Below are 20,357 nucleotides of genomic sequence, written 5' to 3' on the forward strand. Positions count from 1 at the left end.
CCGAGCTTTCCCAGATCCGCAATTTCTCCATCGTGGCGCATATCGACCACGGCAAATCCACCCTCGCCGACCGGCTCATCCAGATGACCGGCACGGTGGCTGCGCGCGACATGAAGGCGCAGATGCTGGACTCGATGGACATCGAACGCGAACGCGGCATCACGATCAAGGCCAACACCGTCCGCATCGAATACCCCGCCAAGGACGGCAAGACCTACATCCTGAACCTCATCGACACCCCCGGCCACGTCGACTTTGCCTACGAAGTCAGCCGGAGCATGCGCGCCGTCGAAGGCTCTCTCCTCGTCGTCGACGCCAGCCAAGGGGTCGAGGCCCAGACCCTCGCCAACGTCTACCAGGCCATCGACGCGGGCCACGACATCGTCCCCGTCCTGAACAAGATCGACCTCCCCGCCGCCGAACCCGACCGCGTCAAGGAGAATATCGAGGACGTCATCGGAATCGACGCCTCAGACGCCATCCCGATCTCCGCCAAGACCGGCCTCGGCATCCCCGAGGTGCTGGAGGCCATCGTCCACCGCCTCCCCGCCCCCAAGGGCGACCGCAACGCGCCGCTGAAGGCCATGCTCGTCGACAGCTGGTACGACGCCTACCTCGGCGTGGTCGTCATGATCCGCGTCATCGACGGCGTGGTCCGCAAAGGCGACCGCATCAAGATGATCCAGACCAACGCCCTCTACGGCATCGACAAACTCGCCGTCCTGAAACCCCAGATGGTCGACATCGACGAACTGGGGCCGGGTGAGATCGGCGTCCTCACCGCGTCCATCAAACAGGTCCGCGACACGAAAGTCGGCGACACCATCACCCACGAACGCAAACCCTGCGCCGAAGCCCTCCCCGGCTTCAAACCCTCCGTCCCCGTCGTCTTCTGCGGCCTCTTCCCCGTCGACGCCGCCGATTTCGAAGCCCTCCGCGACGCCATCGAGAAGCTCGCCCTCAACGACGCCTCCTTCACCTACGAGATGGAGACCTCGGCCGCCCTCGGCTTCGGCTTCCGCATGGGCTTCCTCGGCCTGCTGCACTTGGAGGTCGTCCGCGACCGCCTGGAACGCGAATACAACCTCGACCTCATCACCACCGCGCCTTCGGTGGTCTTCAAGCTCTACATGAAGGACGGCGAGGTCCGCGATCTCCACAACCCCGCCGACATGCCCGACCTCACCTACGTCGACCATATCGAGGAGCCGCGGATCAAGGCCACCATCATGGTCCCCGACGAATACCTCGGCGACATCCTGAAACTCTGCCAGGACCGCCGCGGCATCCAGTCGAACCTCACCTACGCCGGGTCGCGGGCCATGGTCGAATACGACCTGCCGCTGGCCGAGGTGGTCTTCGACTTCTACGACCGCCTGAAATCGGTGACCAAGGGCTACGCGTCCTTCGACTACCAGATCAGCGAGTACCGCGAGGACAACCTGGTCAAGATGTCGATCCTGGTGAACGACGAACCCGTCGATGCCCTGTCGATGATGGTCCACCGCGACCGGGCCGAGGCGCGCGGGCGCTCGATGGTCGAGAAGCTGAAAGACCTGATCCCCCGCCACATGTTCAAGATCCCGATCCAGGCGGCCATCGGCGGCCGCGTGATCGCCCGCGAGACGATCTCGGCCATGCGCAAGGACGTGACAGCCAAGTGCTACGGCGGCGATGCGACGCGGAAGAAGAAGCTGCTGGAGAAGCAGAAGGCTGGCAAGAAGAAGATGCGCCAGTTCGGGAAGGTCGAGATTCCGCAGGAGGCGTTCATCTCGGCGTTGAAGATGGATGGGTGAAGAGAAATTGCAACTGCAAGGGCGTGTAAACTGGTTGTGTGCGCTCTTCGGTATTGCATTGATAGTTGCTTTTGTGCTGCTGACTATATTTCAACATAAGGTGCTTAATTATTTTGAGTGGCCACCTGGTTCAAATGGTTTTGAGGCCTGGCGCCAAGGCGATTCAAGTCAGCAGATAGGATACTCCCAAAGGCTCTACTGGGTGTCCAATCTATATTCTGCTATAGAAGTACTTCGGTTAGTTTTTGCGGCCGCTGGATCAATTATTCTGACGCACGGTCTACTTTTCTCCTCCGCAACACGGAATCCAAAGATTCTTCCACGACTGGACATGGTGTGGTACTGCGGCGCGGTAATTTCTATCTTACTTGCCGGGGTCGATCTGTTTAGTGCGCAGCAGATCAATTTTGTTAGCATCAAATCTCAAACCCTTGATCGAAAACTGAGTCTCCTTTCTAATGACATAGCAGCCTTGGAGCTTAGGTGCATTTCTACTGAAGGAGGCGCGATAGCACCTCCAAGTGATTACAAGGGCGATTCGTACTCACCAAAGGGAAAATCTCCTGATACCCTTTGGTGGGAACAGTATCAAAATGTTTGTCGGGACATTAGGTTGTCCGCTTACTTGACAGGAAGAGATCAACTCTTAGCATTGTTTGGTATTGTTGATGACAGCTCTGTGCTAGATTCGCGACGGTGGAATAGGAGCTATTTGTCACGAATAGACAAGCTCGAGAGAAGAAAGTTTGTAAGAAACGGGGATGGTTCTTTTTCTCTTCGGGAGCCAGGAGAGTACAATGTTTCCATCTGTGATCAAATTGAAGCGCTGTATGCGGAACTGAACCTTGATACAAAAATTTATGAAATTAATCCGGCGAATGAGGTTACTGCGGTTCGCCCAGTTTCTTTGGACAGCAGTCCGGCAGTCCTCCACGCAGCAGCAGATCACATTGTCAAAATCACACCACTTAGCGCACTCGTTCGATCGACAGAGGACAGCTACTGGTTGTTTGATTTATCTAAGGTCTGCCGAGGGACCTATACCGTTGCGGCGGATGCCGGCGAGTATGCTACAGCTGTGAGGCTGGCGGAATCTAGCGCTGGATTTACATCCGTTCGACCGATTTGGATACTTATTCTGTTCGTCATTATCGGAGTTAGAATTGTGAAGACCTCTGTCGAGCTGAAGCGTTAGCAAGCGTCGGGTGGGTGTTAACCCACCTTCCGCAGGTCGGGGTTCATCCCGACACCTTGATTAACCAGAAACCCCTACTCACAAACCCCCAAATCATCACAGAACACCCCCGCTGCCCCGCCGATGACCGCTCCGGTCAGAGCATCCCCGCCGGTCACGTCGGCGATCACCGCGCCCCCGGCGGCACCGGCAAGGCCGCGCTCGGTGTCGGTGGTCAGGCAGCCGGAGAGGGTCATGGCACAGGCCAGAAGGCCAAGGACTTTCACAGTCTTCATTTGGCAGCACTCCAAAGGTTGCGGCACCGATCCTGCGCCCTTGCCGCCCCGCGCGCATGGGGCAAGTTTTGCACCCCGGCGCGGTCGGCAGCTATCGACCGGCCCTGCGGCCCAATACCGGCAGGAATTCGCCCCGCTCCATCGCCATCACCGCACAAACAACCGGAAGGTGGACGCCAATCCCCGACCCGCACATCTTAACAAACCCCTAACGACCCCCTGCTAACCCCTTGAATTTCTTGGACGCAAAACTTTGCGCACCGTGCCCACCTCAGTGGAGCCCCTTGCGCCCTCCCCTACCTCCGCCCCCTCGACCGCTTCCCACCCCTCTGCCCGGCCCTGCCCCCCGTGGACCGACCGGACATCTTCGTGGCCTCCACCACCGCCTCCTCGATCACCTCCTGCCGGGCAAAGGGGTCGTCGGCCACCGCCAGCTCCACCGCCTCCAGCCGCCGGACCTCATCCCGCAACCGGGCGGCCTCTTCGAACTCCAGGTTCTCCGCCGCCTTCCTCATCTGAAGCCGCAAAGCATCCAGATGGGCCGCGAGGTTCTGCCCGACCATCGCCTTGTCGACCTTCGTCGTGATCCGCGACTGATCCGTGTCGCCCTGCCAGAGCCCCGCCAGTACATCCTCGACGTTCTTCTTCACCGTCTCGGGCGTGATCCCGTGCTTGATATTGTAGGCCATCTGCTTATCCCGCCGCCGGTTGGTCTCGGCCAGCGCCCGCTCCATCGACCCGGTCATCCGGTCGGCATACATGATCACCCGCCCCTCCGAGTTCCGCGCCGCCCGCCCGATGGTCTGGACAAGGCTGGTCTCGGACCGCAGGAACCCTTCCTTGTCCGCATCGAGGATCGCGACCAGCCCGCACTCCGGGATATCGAGCCCCTCGCGGAGAAGGTTGATCCCGACCAGCACGTCGAACGCGCCAAGGCGGAGGTCGCGGAGGATCTCGATCCGCTCGATCGTGTCGATATCAGAGTGCATGTACCGGACCCGGATGCCCTGTTCGTGGAGGTAGTCGGTCAGGTCCTCAGCCATCCGTTTGGTCAGGACGGTGACCAGCGTCCGCAGGCCGCGGGCGGCGACCTTGCGGATTTCGTCGAGAAGGTCGTCGACCTGCATCTCGACGGGCCGGATTTCGACCTGGGGGTCGAGAAGGCCGGTGGGGCGGATGACCTGTTCGGTGAAGACACCGCCGGTCTGCTCGATCTCCCACGCCGCGGGGGTGGCGGAGACGAAGACGGATTGCGGGCGCATGGCGTCCCATTCCTCGAACTTGAGGGGGCGGTTGTCCATGCAGCTGGGCAGGCGGAAGCCGTGTTCGGCCAAGGTGAACTTGCGGCGGAAGTCGCCCTTGTACATGCCGCCGATCTGGGGGACCGAGACGTGGGATTCGTCGGCGAAGACAATGGCGTTGTCGGGGATGAATTCGAAGAGCGTGGGGGGCGGTTCACCCGGTGCGCGGCCGGTGAGGTAGCGGGAGTAGTTCTCGATCCCCGCGCAGGAGCCGGTGGCTTCCAGCATCTCGAGGTCGAAGTTGGTGCGCTGCTCCAGACGTTGGGCTTCGAGGAGCTTTCCTTCGGATACCAGCTGCTTCAGGCGGTGGAAGAGCTCGTCCTTTATCCCCTTGATCGCCTGCTGCAAGGTAGGGCGCGGGGTGACGTAGTGGCTGTTCGCATAGATGCGGATCTGCTTGAAGCTGTCGGTCTTGGCGCCGGTCAGCGGGTCGAATTCGGTGATCGCTTCCAGTTCCTCGCCGAAGAAGGAAAACCGCCAGGCGCGGTCTTCCAGGTGGGCGGGCCAGACCTCCAGGCTGTCGCCCCGGACGCGGAAGGCGCCACGCTGAAAGGCGGTGTCGAGACGCTTGTACTGCTGGGCCACAAGTTCCGCCATGACCCGGCGCTGGTCGTAAAGCTGGCCGACGACCAGGTCCTGGGTCATGGCCGAATAGGTCTCGACCGAGCCGATGCCGTAGATGCACGAGACGGAGGCGACGATGATGACGTCATCGCGTTCCAGAAGCGCCCGGGTGGCCGAGTGGCGCATCCGGTCGATCTGTTCGTTGATCTGGGATTCCTTTTCTATGTAGGTGTCCGTCCGCGCCACATAAGCCTCGGGCTGGTAGTAATCGTAGTAGGAGACGAAGTACTCGACGGCGTTCTCCGGGAAGAAGCCCTTGAATTCGCCGTACAACTGCGCGGCAAGGGTCTTGTTCGGCGCAAGGATGATGGCAGGGCGCTGGGTGCCCTCGATCACCTTGGCCATGGTGAAGGTCTTTCCCGTCCCGGTAGCGCCCAGAAGCACCTGGTCACGCTCACCTGCATTCACCCCGGCGGTCAGCTCGGCGATGGCGGTGGGCTGGTCGCCGGCGGGCTGGAAGGGCGTGGAGAGTACAAACCTCCGCCCGCCTTCAAGCTTCGGCTTCGTCAGCACGTCGGGACGCTCGGTCAGGGCGTTGGCGTTGTTGTGCGGCATCGGGCGCCTCATGGGGGGAGTCGGAGGGGAGTCGGGACAAGACAGATTTGATCTGTTTTTGTTCTGATTCAAGCACCGATCCGCAAGGGCGGGCGAAACCGTTGCTGAAGGCGCGTGAAGCGGCTAAGGCACGGGCAGAGGTGCAAGATGGCGGACAAGATCGATACGCGGGCGGTGGGACTGGATGTGGGGCTGGCGTTCATCCGCTGGATGACCGGGGCCGAGAACCTGCATTATGGGCTTTGGAGCGGCCTCGACGTGACCGCGGCGAATCTGCGATCCGCGCAGGAGGCCTATACGGCGAAGCTTTTCGGCTATCTGCCCGCGGGGCGCCTGCGCATCCTGGACATCGGTGGCGGTGCGGGTGAGACGGCACGGAAACTGCTCGCGCTGGGTCATGAGGTCGAGATCGTCGTCCCCTCGCCTTTCCTGGCCGAGCGTTGCCGGGCCAATGCGCCGGGGGCGATGGTCCATGAGTGCATGTTCGAGGAGTTCGCCGGGAAGGGGCCGTTCGACCTTTGCCTCTTCTCGGAAAGCTTCCAGTACATCCCGATCGAGGAAAGTCTGCCGAAATGCGCGACGCTGCTCGCCCCCGGCGGCCAGGTCCTGATCGCCGATTGCTTCCGGACCGAAGCCTACAAGGGCCGGGGGGCGCATGGGCCGCAGGCGGGGGGCGGGCATCCGCTAACGGCTTTCCGGAAGGCGCTGGAGGGGTCGGCCTTCGCGGTGGCGGCCGAGGAGGACATCACCGACGCCGTGGCGCCTTCGATCGACCTGGAACAGCAGCTTTTCAACGTGATCGGCCATGGCGTCACGCGGGTGTCGGACGAGGTGCGGGCCAAGAAGCCCGCAGCCCACTGGTCGCTGACCCGGTTCATCAGCCTCTTCCTGTCAAAGAAGCGGCGGGCGAATCTGATGCGGCGGCTGACCGGAACCGAACGGAACGCCGAGGCTTTCCGCCAGTTCAACCGCTATCTGATGCTTCGGCTGACGCGTAAATCCTAGGCAGCCCTGCTCAGCTTGCAGTTCTTTTGCTGCCATTCGCACATCTTTTGGTTGAATCAGACGCGCAACTGAGTAAAGGTTAACGTGCAAGCAGCAACTAAAGCTGTCGGCCGGCGTCGACCCTACCCCACCCCACACCCCCTGACGCCGACCGACAGTTCTTTGTCTGAACCTGGCGCTTGCGCTTTCCTGAAAGCTTCGGAATAACGGGGGCACCACTGGAGGACCCTTCATGCGTGCCCGCATCTACCAGCCTGCCAAGACCGCGATGCAATCGGGAACCGCCAAGACCCAAGGCTGGGTGCTGGAGTTCGCTCCGGCTTCGACGCGCGAGGTTGATCCGCTGATGGGCTGGACCTCGTCATCCGACACTCAGGCCCAGGTCCGGCTGCGGTTCGAGACGCGCGAGGCGGCCCAGGCTTATGCGGCGGAAAAGGGGATCGAGGCCGATGTGGTCGAGCCAAAGCCACGCAAGGCCGTCATCCGCCCGCGCGGCTATGGCGAGAACTTCGCGACCGACCGCAGGGGCGCCTGGACGCATTGAACGTGATCACGATCGAGCGCGAAAGCCCGCTTGGGACAGACCTTTCCCTTTTGATGCAGCGGCATACGGCGGACATGCACGCTGACACCCCGCCCGAAAGCATCCACATGATGGATGCCGGTCAGTTGGCCATTCCGGAGGTGGCCTTCTTCGTCATGCGCGACGGTGGCGAGCCGGTGGCCATGGGTGCGTTCAAGCGGATCGGTGCTGGTCACGCCGAGATCAAGTCGATGCACGTCCTGCACGAACTGCGCGGGCGCGGCCTGTCGCGCAGGATGCTGGACCACCTTATGGCCGAAGCCCGTGCTGCGGGGTTCACGCGCCTCAGCCTGGAGACCGGCTCGCAGGCGATGTTCCTGCCCGCACGTGCTCTCTACGAGAAAGCCGGCTTCAGCGAATGCCCGCCGTTCGAGGGGTACTGGGATGACCCGAACTCGGTCTTCATGACGAAGGTGCTTGCCTGATCCGCGAGCCTGCCGCAAAAGGGGCACCGTGCGGGCTCGTAGCTCAACTGGATAGAGCAAGGACCTTCTAAGTCCGAGGTTGAGGGTTCGATTCCTTCCGGGCCCGCCAGCACACTGACAGGGTTACTCCGTCTCCAGAAACTGCTCGCCGATCAGGATCATGCCGTCGCCCGCGTCGAAGGCGATCTTGCTGCGCGGGGGCGAGCCGTCGTCGGGGTATTGGATGAGAAGGCCATCGCGGATTTCGTAGCGCCCGCCCTGGCTTTCCTCATTGCCGGTGGTGAACCCGCCGGTCAGATCGCCGACGCCGTTGACGAAGTTCGCCGATGCGCCGCTAAAGCTTGATCCGGTGTAGGTGCCGTCCGGTTTGAACTCGGTCAGGGACGAGGCCGACATGCCGCCTTCAAGTCCGGTACCGGGGGTGAAGCCGGTGTAGAAGAAGCTCGAGATCGATCCGTCGATTGTGGTGCCGTCCGCCAGGGGGGTGACCTGGTAAAGCGACGCGTCCCCGTCGTTCCAGGCGTCGCCGTCCGCGGACAGCTCTTCCTTGACTCCATCGGCGAAGATCAGCGACAGGGTATCGCCCGATACCGTGTAGGTGCCGAAATCGTCATTGGCGACCTCCATCAGGGCGTCCCTGTCCAGCGGCTTGGTGCCCTCGGGCGGCTCGCCGTTGAAGAAATAGCCGTCCTCCCAGAAGACGAGGAGCCGGTGGTCGATCTCCACCCGCATCATCCCGTCAAGGCCCAGCGACGTTTCGTTGTGCCAGCCCCAGTAGACGCCGGAAAGCGGGCCCGGCTCGGGTTCGGGGAGCAGGGGCTGTGCCCCCATGGACACGAACTGCAGCGACAGGAACAGGGGCTGCACCTCGTTTTCGAAGACGGCGAGGGATTTGGTCAGCTCCTCCTCATCATAAGCGTAGCCATCGAAGGCGACGAGTTCGAAGCGGTCGGGAAGCTCGAACCCCATGTAGATGACGATATTGCTGTCAACTTTCAGGCCGTAAAGCGCGATGCTCATCGGCCCGATGGTGGAAACCGATGGCGGCTGCAGCACGGTGATGTCGTCGCGGTCTTCTTCATCGACGAAGAGCGGGGCCTTTTCCTCGACGAAGGCTGCCAGATCGCCGGATTTCTGTACCCCGGCTGACAGGTAGATGTAGCAGAATTGGCAGATCTCGTCGTCGCCGTCGTAGACGAGGGTTCGGATGCCCGCGCTGTTGTGGCCGAGATACCAGTTGTCCGGCAGATCGTAGATCAGATTGCCATGCTGGCGCGGCTCCGCCCCGGCCATGGCGGCGGAGAGCAACAGGAAGGCTGGGATCAGAATGCGCACGGGTCTGCTCCTTGACTGTTGATCCCGAAGTTTCAGCGCAGACGGTCAACCGGGCAAGTCGGTCATTCCTGACGGGGCGCCCCGCCTTCGAAGCGGTTGCCATGGCGGTAGTCGCAGGGGGCCTCTTGCATCTGCAGATGAAGGCCGGTGCCGGTAAACGGGTGGGCGCGGGCGACGTCTTCGTTGAAGTCGATGCCAAGGCCGGGGGCGTCGGGGGGGAGGATGTAGCCGTCCTCCCATTTGATCGTGTTCTTGATCAGTTTAAGGTGGAAGGCCCCGCCGGTCTCGATGGTCTCGGCGATGAGGAGGTTCGGGATCGAGGCCGCGAAGTGGACGTTGGCCGCCCATTCCACAGGCCCCGCATAAAGGTGCGGGGCCATTTCGGCGTTGAAGATTTCGGCCATGGCGGCGATCTTCTTCGCCTCCCAGATGCCGCCGACGCGGCCCAGGGCGGGCTGTAGGATCTTGACGCCCCCGGCGCGGAGCAGGGTGCCGAATTCGGCTTTGGTCGTAAGGCGCTCACCGGTCGCGAGGGGGACGCGGACTTGGGCGGCGACCTCGGCGAATTCAAGAAGGTTGTCGGGCGGGATAGGTTCTTCGTACCAGAGCGGGTTGTAGGGCTCGATCTCACGGCCCATGCGGATCGCGCCGGGGGTGGTGAACTGGCCATGGGTGCCGAAAAGGAGGTCGACGCGGTCGCCCACCGCCTCGCGGATCGCCTTGCAGAACGCTATGGATCGGGTGATGTCCGACATCGCCGGTTCGTGGCCACCGCGGATGGTGTAGGGGCCGGCCGGGTCGAATTTGACCGCGGTGAAGCCCAGGTTCATGAAGCGGACGGCGGCTTCGGCGGCGGCATCGGGGTCGACCCAGAACTCGGGCGATTCCTTGCCGGGTTCAGGGTAGAGGTAGGTGTAGCTGCGGATACGGTCGTTCATGCGGCCACCCAGCAGCGCCCAGACGGGGCGGTTGCGTGCCTTGCCGATGATATCCCAGCAGGCGATTTCTAGGCCCGAGAAGGCGCCCATCACCGTGGGGTCGGGGCGTTGGGTGAAGCCGGAAGAGTAGGCGCGGCGGAACATGAGTTCGATGTTTTCGGGGTTTTCCCCGGCCATGTGCCGTTCGAAGACGTCTTCGATGACGGCCCTCATCGCCTTGGGGCCGACGGTCGAGGCGTAGCATTCGCCGTAACCGACAATGCCGTTGTCGGTGGTGAGTTTCGGAAAGATCCAGTACCGCCCGCCCCAGCCGGGGAATGGTGGCGCGACGATGAAAATCTCGAGGTCCTTAAGTTTCATGACGCAGCCCTTCGGTCTGGTGGCGGAAGCGGGGGTTTCACACCCCCGCACCCCCGCGGGATATTTTTGCAAAGATGAAGCTAGACGCGACACCGGGCCGGGTCACCCCCGTTTGCGACCGTCCTTGCCGTTTCAGGGCAATCCGGCGGCCCTGCGCGTGAGGAGCGGTCCGAAGACATGCAGCGCGATGCACACGAGCATCAAGCCCGAGGCCAGCAGGAAGGGCGCGCCGGGGGCGAAGATTTCGGCATCAGGCCTGGTGAAGTGCGAGAAGGTCGCGGTCATGATCAGGGGCGAGGTGATCATTGCTATGGCGTTAAGGCTCGACATCACGCCCTGTAGCTCGCCCTGCGCATTGGCGGGGGCGGAGCGGGAGGCGAGCGCCTGCAGGGCCGGGGTCACCACGCCGCCAAGGGCGGTGACCGGGGTGATTGCAAGGGCAATGACGGGTGAAACGACGAGGCCGAGGGCGGCCAGAGTGATCACGTCCACCCACATCCCGTAGTGCGCGGCGCGATGTTCACCGAAGCGGCGGATCAGCGGGCCGACGAGCAGCGCCTGACCCAGGGCGAACGAGATGCCATAGACGGCAAGCGAGACGCCAACCATTGTGCTGTCCCAGCCGAAGCGCGCCTGGCCGTAGTAGGACCAGACCGACGGGTAGACGTTCATCGCGATGCCGAGGATCAGGAAGCAGGCGAGCGTCAGGCGGACCCCGGGCAGGCGGGTGACGGCGCGCAGGGCGCCTAAGGGATTGGCGCGGGCGAGGCTGAAGGGGCGGCGGGTGGCATCGGTCACGGTTTCGGGCAGGACGAAATAGCCGAAGATCAGGTTGGCTATGGCCAGCGCGGCGGCTGCATAGAAGGGTGCGCGGGTGTCGATCCCGGCCAGAAGGCCGCCGATCAGGGGCCCGAGGACGAAGCCGATGCCGAAACCGGCGCCGATAAGGCCGAAGCGGCTGCCGCGCTGGTCGGGCGGAGTGATGTCGGCGATGAAGGCCGTGGCAGTGGAGTAGGTGGCCGCTGTGATGCCCGCAATGATCCGGGCAGTGAGGAGAAGCCAGATCGTCGAGGCCGTCGCCATGACCAGATAGTCTAACCCCATGACCAGCAACGATAGCAGAAGAACCGGCCGTCGCCCGAACCGGTCTGACAGCGCGCCGATGAAAGGTCCGAACAGGAACTGCATCACGGCGAACGAGGTGGCGAGCGTCCCGCCCCAGAGTGCGGCCTCTGACAAGGTCAGCCCTGTGACCTCCTGGATCAGATCAGGCATAACCGGGAAGATCAGCCCGATCCCGATGGCATCCAGCGTGACCGTGGCCAGGATGAAGGTGAGGGCCAGGCGACCGGGATCAGGCGGGATGTGAGATTTAGTCAACGAGATCGGCTCCAGTTCGCCTTTGGGACCTTCTGGCGTTCGATTACTGCAAGCGGCGGGTGATCCACTTAGGCATGACCGATACGGCTAAGGAAGCCCGAAACGACCTCGGCATAGTCCTCCGGGCGGTCGGCGACCGGGATATGGCCCGCGCCGCGGATCAGGTGGAACTGGTGGCCGGGGATCAGCTCGGCCGTTTCGCACACAAGATCGGGCGGGGTGGAGCCGTCGTTGCTGCCCGCAATCGCGAGCGTCGGCAGGCGCAGGGTCGCCGTCGTCTCGAAGAAATCCGTGCCGGCAATGGCGGCAGCGCAGCCGCACCAGCCGTCGACTGGCGTCGCTTCAAAAATCGTGCGCAGGGCAGGCATCGCGGGATTGCTGCGCCACTGGCGGCCAAACCAGCGTTCCATGGTGCTGTCGGCCAACGCCGCAAGTCCGCCGTCGCGCACGGTTGCGATACGCTCCTGCCACTGCGCGGCAGTGCCGATCCGGGCCGCCGTGTTCGACAGGATCAGTCCGCGCACCAGGTCCATGCGCTTGACCGCAAGGCCCTGCGCGATCAGCCCGCCGATGGAGAGGCCCAGCACCACCGCCTCTTTCATCGCGAAGTGGTCCATCAACCGCTCGGCGTCGCGGATCAGGGCGCCCATCGTATAAGGGGCGGGCGGGACGTCGGATGTGCCGTGGCCGCGGAGATCGAACCGCAGGATGCGGTGCCGGGGAAGTGCTGCGACAAGGGGGTTCCAGATGGTCAGGTTCGTGCCCAGGGCGTGGATCAGAACCAGCGGCGGACCATCCGCCGGGCCGCTGATCTCGGCGTTCAGACGGAGGTCGTCGAGCCAGACCAGCATCAGGCGAACCGGCTGAGCGCAGTGGCGAAGATCTTCGGGTCCACGTTGCCTCCGGTAGCAACGGCGATGACGGTGTCGGGAAGGTCGGGGGCGAAAAGGGCCGCCGCAAGGCCGGCGGCACCGCCCGGCTCCAGGACGATCCGCAGGTGGGTAAAGGCCAGTGCTACGGCGCGGAGGGCTTCTTCGTCGGAAATCGCGAGGCCGGGTCCGGCTAGGCGGGAGAGGATGGGGAAAGTCAGCTCTCCCGGCGTGGGCGTGAGGATCGCGTCGCAGATCGAACCGCTTACGGCGGAGTTCCTCTGCCGGGCGCCGGTGGCAAGCGAGCGGGCCATGTCGTCAAAGCCCTGGGGTTCGGCGGTGCGGACCTTAAGGCCTGGCGCATGGGCCCGTAGCGCCAGTGCGATGCCGGAGGACAGCCCCCCGCCACCACAGCACACCAGGACCTCGGCCTCGTCGATCCCGGCCTCGCGGGCTTGCCCGGCAAGTTCCAGGCCGACGGTCCCCTGCCCCGCGATCACCTGTACATCGTCGTAGGGCCTAATCAGCGTCAGGCCCCTTGCATCGGAAAGCCGGGCTCCGATGGCGTCGCGGTCCTCGGTCGCGCGGTCATAGAGAACCACCTCGGCCCCGTAGCTGCGGGTGTTGTCGATCTTCACTTGGGGAGCGTCGGAGGGCATCAGGATCACGCAAGGGCTTGCGTGGCGGGCGGCGGCGTAGGCAACGCCCTGGGCATGGTTGCCAGAGGAAAACGCGATGACCCCACGAGCGCGGGCTTCGGGGGAAAGCGCCGAGACGGCGGACCAGCCGCCGCGGGCCTTGAAGCTGCCGGTCAGCTGCAGGCTCTCGGCCTTCACAAAGATCCGCCGCCCGGCGATGCGGTCGAGGAGAGGGGCATTCAGCAGCGGCGTGTGACGGATATGGCCCGCGATCCGGGCGGCGGCGGCTTCGATCTGGGCGATGTCGGTCATGAGAGCCCCTGGAGGAAAGCGCGGATCAGGGTGACGGATTCGGGTTCGTCGAGGAAGGGGATGTGCGCGCGACCGGGGACGACCGCCACCTGCATGTCGGGGCGGCGGGCGCGCATCTTTTCGACGGTCTCCGCGGTCAGAAGGTCAGAGTTCGCCCCGCGGATCAGGGCCAGCGGAAGCCCCGCGAGGGCGTCGAACAGCGGCCAAAGGTCGACCGGCGGGCCATCGAAGGCCGCGAGGAAGGGTTCACGGAGGGCCGGGTCGTAGCGAAGCCGCAGGCCGTCCGGGGTCTCGATGGAAAGCTTCTCGGCCTCTTCAAGCCAGCGCGACATGGGAACGCCCTCGAAGCCGGGGCTGCGCGACAGACGCTCGGCAAAGCCCGCGTAGGTCTTCCCGGCGGGGTTGCGACCGACGTAGTCGAAGATGCGGGTCAGGCCGTCGCGGTTGATCTCGGGCCCGACGTCGTTCAAGCAAAGGCCAAGCACGCGGTCCCGGGCAACGGCCCCCAGAACCATGCCGATGAGACCGCCGCGCGAGGTCCCTAGGATCGCCGCCTTGGCGACCCCAAGGTGGTCGAGGAGTGCCAGGGCGTCCCGGCCCTCTTGCTCGATGGTATAGGTGGCGGGAACGGTCCAGTCGCTGGCCCCCCTGCCACGGTAGTCCATGCGGATAAGCCTGAGCGGAGGCAGGTGCGGGATCAGGTAGTCGAAATCGGCCATGGTCCGGGTAAGGCCGGGCAGGCAAAGAAGCGGCAGGCCCGCGCCTTCGTCCTGATAGGCGAGCATCGCGCCGTCTGCGGCGGGGAAGCGGGTGGCAGTCATGGAGGCAAGGTGGCACGGGGCGGGGGCGGGCGAAAGGGGCCCGAAGTTTTGGTCGCAGCCGGCGGCGCTTGTGGGCTGGGCCATGGCAGACTAAACCCTTCTCCCGAGGCAACGAGGCGGGGCGGATGTCGGACAGCTCAGCGGTCGAGGATCGGCCCAAGTCGAAACGGGTGAGCGCGCTTCGCGGTCTGGTCCCGTTCCTCTGGCCCTATCGTGGCCTTGCGGGGCTGGCGGTTCTGGCGCTGGTGCTGACTGCGGGGGTCAGCCTCGTGCTCCCTTTGGCGGTCCGCCGGGTGATCGACGGGTTCAACTCCGCCAACGCGGACCTTCTCGACAAGTACTTCGCTGCGGCCTTGGGGATCGCGGCGCTGCTCGCGGTTGGGACGGGGCTTCGGTACTACTTCGTCACGCGCCTTGGCGAGCGGGTGGTCGCGGACATCCGCAAGGCGCTTTTCGACCGGGTCCTGGGCATGTCGCCCGCCTTCTTCGAGCGCATTCTGACCGGCGAGGTCTTAAGCCGGATCACCACCGACACGACGCTGATCCTGTCGGTCATCGGCTCCTCCGTCTCGGTCGCGCTTCGCAACGTGCTGATTTTAGTGGGAGGGCTGGTCCTTCTATTCCTTACCTCGGCGAAGCTGACGGGGCTGGTCCTGTTGATCGTGCCCGCGATCATCGTGCCGATTGTCGTTCTTGGCCGGAAGCTTCGGCAGCTTTCGCGCGAGAACCAGGACTGGATCGCGGCATCGTCCGGCTCGGCCTCGGAGGCGCTGTTGTCGGTTCAGACGGTGCAGGCCTTCACACATGAGGGCGCGACGCGGGGCCAGTTTGCCGAGGTGACCGAGAAGTCGTTCGCCTCGGCCAAAGCGCGGATCAAGACGCGGTCGATGATGACGGTGATCGTGATCTTCCTGACCTTTGCTGGAATTGTGGGCGTCCTTTGGGTCGGCGCGCGGGATGTGCGGGCGGAGGCGATGTCGGTAGGCGCACTGATCCAGTTCGTGATCTATGCCGTGATGGTCGCGGGCGCGGTTGGCGCGCTGTCGGAAATCTGGGGCGAGTTGCAGCGGGCCGCCGGCGCGACCGAGCGGCTGGTGGAGCTTCTGGGGACCGAGGATGCCGTGCAGGACCCCTTGCGCCCGGTTGCCCTGCCCCGCCCGGTGCGCGGCGAGATCGCGTTCGAGGACGTGACCTTCCGCTATCCGGCGCGGCCCGAAGCTTCGGCGCTGAACGGGGTTTCGCTGCATGTGCGGCCGGGTGAGACGGTGGCCCTGGTCGGGCCTTCGGGTGCAGGCAAGACGACGATCCTTCAGCTTCTGATGCGGTTCTATGACCCGCAGGCCGGGCGGATCACGCTGGATGGCTTGACCCTCACCGACATGGCCCGGGCCGATTTCCGGCAGGCCATCGCTCTTGTTCCGCAGGACCCGGTGATCTTTGCAACCTCGGCGCGGGAGAACATCCGCTTTGGCCGGCTTGATGCCACGGATGCCGAGGTGGAAGCCGCAGCCCGCGCGGCCGCCGCGCATGACTTCCTGAGCGCCCTGCCGCAGGGCTATGACAGCTATCTCGGTGAACGCGGCGTGATGCTGTCGGGCGGACAGAAACAGCGCGTCGCCATTGCCCGCGCGATCCTGCGCGACGCGCCGATACTCCTCCTGGACGAAGCCACCAGCGCGCTGGATGCCGAAAGCGAACGCGCGGTCCAGGCCGCGGTGGAGAAACTGGCCGAGGGGCGGACGACGCTGGTCGTCGCGCACCGGTTGGCGACGGTAAAGCGTGCCGACCGGATCGTGGTCTTCGATCAGGGCCGGATTGCCGCAATGGGCACGCATGACCAACTGGTCGCCGAAGACGGGCTTTATGCGCGCCTCGCGCGGCTCCAGTTCACCGAAGGCGCGGCCTGACGTTACGTTGCCGACCGCAACGTCCGGACAAACTGACTTCACAAACGCGTTCCCCGCCCCCATCTTGTCGGCAAAGCCTGCGGGAACAGCGGGACATAGGGGAGGATCGTCATGACCACTTTCGCAACCGCTGCGGACCTGAAGGCCATCGAGGCCGAAAAACCCTGGGCCGATCGTGGCCAGGCCCGGTCGATGTATGAATACCTGACACGGGCGAAGACCGCCCATGGCAGCCGTCCGGCGATCAGCTACCAGATGCTCTCGGGTCCGGAGACGAAGAAGCTCACCCTGACCTGGGCCGAGCTTCATGGCCAGGTGACGCAGGCCGCGAACCTTTTCCGCTCGCTTGGGGTGGGCGAGAAGGACGTGGTCGCTTTCATCATGCCGAACGCGATGGAGACGGCGGTCACGTTGCTGGGCGGTTCGGTCGCGGGGATCGTGAACCCGATCAACCCGCTCCTTGAGCCCGAAAAGATCAGCGCCATCCTGCGCGAGACTGGGGCCAAGGTCGTGGTCACACTCAAGGCTTTCCCGAAGACCGATCTGGCGCAGAAGGTAGCCGAGGCGGTGAAATTCGCCCCGAACGTGAAGACGGTGCTGGAGGTTGACCTTGTCCCCTACCTCTCGGGGCTCAAGAAATTCATCGTGCCGCTGATCCGCCCGAAGAATCCGACCAGCCACACCGCCACAGTCAAGGACTTCCGCGCCGAGATGGCGCGGATGCCCGCCGACAAGCTGACCTTCACCGACACCCTGGAAGACCGCGTTGCCGCCTACTTCCACACCGGTGGCACCACCGGCATGCCGAAGGTTGCCCAGCACAAGGTTTCGGGCATGGTCTACAATGGCTGGCTCGGGGCGAATCTGCTCTTCAAGCCGACCGATGTGGTGATGTGCCCCCTGCCTCTTTTCCACGTCTTTGCCTGCTATCCGATCCTGATGTCGATGATCGGCTCGGGCGCGCACGTCGTCTTTCCGACCCCGCAGGGATATCGGGGCGAGGGCGTCTTCGACAATTTCTGGAAGCTGATCGAGCGCTACAAGGTGACCTACATGATCACCGTGCCCACGGCGCTTGCCGCGCTGATGCAGCGTCCGGTGAACGCCGATATCTCCAGCCTTAGAAGCGCTTTCTCGGGCTCCTCCCCGCTTCCGATCGAGCTTTACAACCGCTTCAAGAAAGAGACCGGGATCGAGATCGTCGAGGGCTACGGCCTGACCGAGGCCACTTGCCTGGTCTCGATCAACCCGCCGGACGGGGCGAAGAAGGTGGGCTCGGTGGGCCTTATGTTCCCCTACACCCACGTCCGGATTCTGACGTCGCAAGGCGCGATCGGCTTTCGCGAATGTGCGGTGGATGAGGTGGGCGAGATCTGCATCTCGAACCCCGGCGTCTTCGAGGGCTCGACCTATACCGAGGCCGACAAGAACAAGGAGCTGTTCGCCGAAGGACGATTCCTGCGGACGGGCGACCTTGGCCGGCTTGACGCGGACGGCTATCTTTTCATCACCGGTCGGGCGAAAGATCTGATCATCCGCGGCGGCCACAACATCGACCCGGCGATCATCGAAGAGGCCCTGATGGGCCATGAGGCGGTGGGCTTTGTCGGCGCGATCGGCCAGCCGGATGCGCATGCGGGCGAACTGCCTTGCGCCTATGTCGAGCTGGTGAAAGGCAAGACGGCTACGGTCGATGACCTGATGGCCTATGCGGCCCAGCATATCCACGAACGCGCGGCGCTGCCCAAATATCTGGAAGTGCTGCCGGAATTGCCCAAAACCGCCGTGGGCAAGGTCTTCAAGCCAGACCTTCGGCGGATGGCCATCACCCGGACCTACGATGCCGCGCTGGCCGAAGCGGGCGTCCCTGCCCGCGTCGTCTCGGTGGTCGAGGACAAGAAGCGCGGCCTTGTGGCACAGCTGCAGAAGACCGCCCCGGTCGAGGACACGGCGGTGGCGGGCGTTCTGGGGCAGTTCTCAAACCCGTGGGAATGGGCACCCGCGCCTGCAACGGTCTGAAGAGTGCCCCCAGGATGACAGCAAGTTTCATTTGCCTGAATCGCACTTAGGCGCGAAAAAGCTCGCAAGGAACGTCTTTACGGGAATTGTAGCATGGGCTTTCGCATGGGTTTGGCCGCGGCGCTGATCGCGGCAACGACGGGTTCGGTTGGCGCGCAGCAGTCAGAGATTCTGTTTGCGCACAAGCATTGGGAAGTTTCGGTCGTGGGCTGGGATGACGGATCGGTCGGATGCGTGGCCGAAGTCAAGGCGCCCGGCGAGAGCTTCTCGATCTGGACCTTTCCGGATGGCGCGGTGCAGTTGCAGTTCTATTCGACGGCGTGGCAATTCGGCGAAGGCCAGACTGCCGATCTAGGCGTGCAGATCGACCGCCGCGCGCCGTGGAGCCTGACCGGGGCCGAGCTGTATCAGAACTCGGTGCTGTTCTATCTTCCCGACAGCGAGGCGGGCGTGAACTTCATCACCGAGGTCGCCCGCGGCAACCGGCTTTATCTGCGCGATGACGATGGGTCGGACGTGCAGAACTACTCGCTTGCCGGGTCCAGCGCCTCGATCGGCGCGCTGGTGGACTGCGGCGACGTGATCACGAAGCGCACGCCGGGCAACCCGTTCAACTGATTGGCTAAAGCTGGTCGGTGTCCATCCAGATGGTTACCGGCCCGTCATTCGTGAGGCTGACCGCCATGTCGGCCCCGAACCGGCCTTTCGCAACCGGCACGCCTTCGGTCTGAAGGCATTCGCTGAACTGCAGGTAGAGCCTTTCGCCCAGATCGGGCGGGGCCGCGGTGGAAAAACCGGGGCGGTTGCCGCGCAGATCGGCGGCAAGAGTGAACTGGCTCACTACCAAAGCGCCCCCGCCGATATCGCGGACCGACAGGTTCATCTTGCCCTGATCGTCCTTGAATATCCGTAGCTTGGCGACTTTCGCGGCCAGCCTTGCGGCTTCGGCTTCAGTATCGCCACCCATGGCGCAGACGAGGATCAGAAGGCCCTTGCCGGTCTCGCCGATCAGCTCGCCCTCGACCCTGACTTCTGCCCTTGTGACACGCTGGAGGACCGCCCTCACAACTCGTGCGCCCACGGCGGGTTCGCGCCTGCGCGGCTGCAGGTGATCGCCGCAGCGCGGGTGCCAAGGGTTAGGGCCGCATCCAGCGTCGTGTCAGAAACGTCGGCCACCCCGGTCTTGGTCAAAGCACCCGCCTGGTGGAGCGCTGCCAGAACGCCCGCGTTGAACGTATCGCCCGCACCCACCGTATCGACGACCGTAACCCTTTGAGCAGCAACGAAACGGTCCTGCGTCGCCGTTATGGCGCGGGCACCTTTCGAGCCTTCAGTGATGAAGACGACCTTTGGCCCCTTGGCAAGGATTCCGCGCGCGAGGGTTGCAAGATCGCCGGGCCCTTCGAGCCAGTGGAGGTCTTCGTCCGACAGCTTCACAAGATCGGCCCGTGCGACCATCCGTTCGATCCGCGCGCGGTATTGTGCCTCTTTCCCGGCGATGAAGCCGGGGCGGATGTTGGGGTCGATCATGGTGACGCGGGTAGGGCTTTCGCGGGCCTGCAGCGCCTCATACGTGCTGGCGGCGGGGTCGTTCACCAGGCTGATGCCACCGAAGAAAAGCGCCTTGATTTCAGGGGGAAGCGTCGGGAGATCGGCCTCGGAAAGCATCCGGCCCGCCGTTGCCTCATCATAGAAGGCATAGGTCGCCTGACCGTTGACAAGCTTGACGAAGGCCACCGTGGTAGGCCGCTCAGAGCGCGCCAGAAAGCGGGTGTCCACCTTTGAAGCGGTCAGCGTATCCGCCAGAATCTCGCCCAGCATGTCATTGGAAACGCCCGAGAAAAACGCGGATGGCGCGCCCAGCCGACCAAGCGCGATCGCCGTGTTGAAGACCGCGCCGCCGGCATAAGGCGCAAAGCAGGGCTCACCTTGCGTCGAAGTCCGGGGCAGCATGTCGATCAGCGCTTCGCCACAGCTGAGAATCATCGATCGTCTCCCCCTTTTGGCCTCAGCCTAGAG

General features: G+C 63.8%; 18 protein-coding genes and 1 tRNA gene. 9 read left to right on the forward strand and 10 right to left on the reverse strand.

Translation table 11 applies throughout. The features are described 5' to 3' along the window. Positions 1-1,796 (forward strand): translation elongation factor 4 (lepA, locus tag ACRCSW_RS18700; RefSeq protein WP_438707163.1); only part of this gene is annotated, 1,796 nt, incomplete at its 5' end. After that, positions 1,789-2,991, forward strand: coding sequence for a hypothetical protein (locus tag ACRCSW_RS18705; protein ID WP_438707164.1), 1,203 nt, complete (start codon positions 1,789-1,791; stop codon positions 2,989-2,991). The genes lepA and ACRCSW_RS18705, both read left to right, overlap by 8 nt. 74 nt (positions 2,992-3,065) lie before the next feature. Here ACRCSW_RS18705 and ACRCSW_RS18710 read toward each other — a convergent pair whose 3' ends face one another. Together ACRCSW_RS18710 and uvrB are read right to left on the reverse strand one after the other, a co-directional pair. Then, the gene (locus ACRCSW_RS18710) at positions 3,066-3,266 is read right to left on the reverse strand and encodes a hypothetical protein (protein ID WP_438707165.1); all 201 of its coding nucleotides are present in this window, start codon (positions 3,264-3,266) and stop codon (positions 3,066-3,068) included. Between the two features lie 296 nt (positions 3,267-3,562). Then, positions 3,563-5,746 carry an excinuclease ABC subunit UvrB gene (uvrB, locus tag ACRCSW_RS18715; protein WP_438707166.1) on the reverse strand — a complete coding sequence of 728 codons (2,184 nt, stop codon included), beginning with the start codon at positions 5,744-5,746 and terminating at the stop codon, positions 3,563-3,565. Positions 5,747-5,893: 147 nt separating this feature from the next. On the opposite strand from uvrB, the gene ACRCSW_RS18720 reads away from it, so the two are divergent. The 4 genes from ACRCSW_RS18720 (at position 5,894) to ACRCSW_RS18735 (ending at position 7,868) form a co-directional block, all read left to right on the forward strand. Further along, complete coding sequence (locus tag ACRCSW_RS18720; protein ID WP_438707167.1) at positions 5,894-6,751, forward strand: class I SAM-dependent methyltransferase; 858 nt, start codon at positions 5,894-5,896, stop codon at positions 6,749-6,751. Between the two features lie 232 nt (positions 6,752-6,983). Further along, positions 6,984-7,295, forward strand: coding sequence for an ETC complex I subunit (locus tag ACRCSW_RS18725; RefSeq protein ID WP_438707168.1), 312 nt, complete (start codon positions 6,984-6,986; stop codon positions 7,293-7,295). A 53-nt stretch (positions 7,296-7,348) separates the two neighbouring features. Continuing rightward, positions 7,349-7,759: a GNAT family N-acetyltransferase gene (locus tag ACRCSW_RS18730; protein WP_438707190.1), complete on the forward strand. Its 411-nt coding sequence runs from the start codon at positions 7,349-7,351 to the stop codon at positions 7,757-7,759. Positions 7,760-7,791: 32 nt separating this feature from the next. Beyond that, a tRNA-Arg gene (locus tag ACRCSW_RS18735) sits at positions 7,792-7,868 on the forward strand. 14 nt (positions 7,869-7,882) lie between these two features. Here the strand turns inward: ACRCSW_RS18735 and ACRCSW_RS18740 are convergent. From ACRCSW_RS18740 to ACRCSW_RS18765, 6 genes are all read right to left on the reverse strand, one after another. Further along, positions 7,883-9,094, reverse strand: a complete 1,212-nt coding sequence (locus ACRCSW_RS18740; protein WP_438707169.1) for a hypothetical protein — start codon at positions 9,092-9,094, stop codon at positions 7,883-7,885. 62 nt (positions 9,095-9,156) lie between these two features. After that, on the reverse strand, positions 9,157-10,392 hold the full coding sequence (locus ACRCSW_RS18745; protein ID WP_438707170.1) for a mandelate racemase/muconate lactonizing enzyme family protein: 1,236 nt from the start codon (positions 10,390-10,392) through the stop codon (positions 9,157-9,159). Between the two features lie 132 nt (positions 10,393-10,524). After that, the gene (locus tag ACRCSW_RS18750) at positions 10,525-11,772 is read right to left on the reverse strand and encodes a TCR/Tet family MFS transporter (protein ID WP_438707171.1); all 1,248 of its coding nucleotides are present in this window, start codon (positions 11,770-11,772) and stop codon (positions 10,525-10,527) included. A gap of 68 nt (positions 11,773-11,840) precedes the next feature. Beyond that, complete coding sequence (pcaD, locus tag ACRCSW_RS18755; RefSeq protein WP_438707172.1) at positions 11,841-12,623, reverse strand: 3-oxoadipate enol-lactonase; 783 nt, start codon at positions 12,621-12,623, stop codon at positions 11,841-11,843. Continuing rightward, on the reverse strand, positions 12,623-13,591 hold the full coding sequence (locus ACRCSW_RS18760) for a threonine ammonia-lyase (protein ID WP_438707173.1): 969 nt from the start codon (positions 13,589-13,591) through the stop codon (positions 12,623-12,625). Before ACRCSW_RS18760 ends, pcaD begins: the two co-directional genes overlap by 1 nt. Then, the gene (locus tag ACRCSW_RS18765) at positions 13,588-14,412 is read right to left on the reverse strand and encodes an alpha/beta fold hydrolase (protein ID WP_438707174.1); all 825 of its coding nucleotides are present in this window, start codon (positions 14,410-14,412) and stop codon (positions 13,588-13,590) included. Before ACRCSW_RS18765 ends, ACRCSW_RS18760 begins: the two co-directional genes overlap by 4 nt. 125 nt (positions 14,413-14,537) lie before the next feature. Here ACRCSW_RS18765 and ACRCSW_RS18770 point away from each other — a divergent pair, with 125 nt between their 5' ends. The 3 genes from ACRCSW_RS18770 to ACRCSW_RS18780 all read left to right on the forward strand — a co-directional run bounded on the left by ACRCSW_RS18770 (position 14,538) and on the right by ACRCSW_RS18780 (position 18,956). Continuing rightward, the gene (locus tag ACRCSW_RS18770; RefSeq protein ID WP_438707175.1) at positions 14,538-16,319 is read left to right on the forward strand and encodes an ABC transporter transmembrane domain-containing protein; all 1,782 of its coding nucleotides are present in this window, start codon (positions 14,538-14,540) and stop codon (positions 16,317-16,319) included. A gap of 111 nt (positions 16,320-16,430) precedes the next feature. Then, entirely contained in the window at positions 16,431-18,338 is a 1,908-nt protein-coding gene (locus tag ACRCSW_RS18775; RefSeq protein WP_438707176.1) for an acyl-CoA synthetase, read from the forward strand. Positions 18,339-18,431: 93 nt separating this feature from the next. Continuing rightward, positions 18,432-18,956, forward strand: coding sequence for a hypothetical protein (locus tag ACRCSW_RS18780; protein ID WP_438707177.1), 525 nt, complete (start codon positions 18,432-18,434; stop codon positions 18,954-18,956). Positions 18,957-18,960: 4 nt separating this feature from the next. Here the strand turns inward: ACRCSW_RS18780 and dtd are convergent, their stop codons facing one another. Then, positions 18,961-19,404 carry a D-aminoacyl-tRNA deacylase gene (gene dtd / locus ACRCSW_RS18785; protein ID WP_438707178.1) on the reverse strand — a complete coding sequence of 148 codons (444 nt, stop codon included), beginning with the start codon at positions 19,402-19,404 and terminating at the stop codon, positions 18,961-18,963. Continuing rightward, complete coding sequence (locus ACRCSW_RS18790; RefSeq protein WP_438707179.1) at positions 19,401-20,324, reverse strand: carbohydrate kinase family protein; 924 nt, start codon at positions 20,322-20,324, stop codon at positions 19,401-19,403. The genes dtd and ACRCSW_RS18790 overlap by 4 nt, the downstream gene beginning before the upstream one ends. Positions 20,325-20,357: the final 33 nt, after the last annotated feature.

It is taken from the genome of Tabrizicola sp., from assembly GCF_051645465.1.
Lineage (GTDB): Bacteria > Pseudomonadota > Alphaproteobacteria > Rhodobacterales > Rhodobacteraceae > Tabrizicola.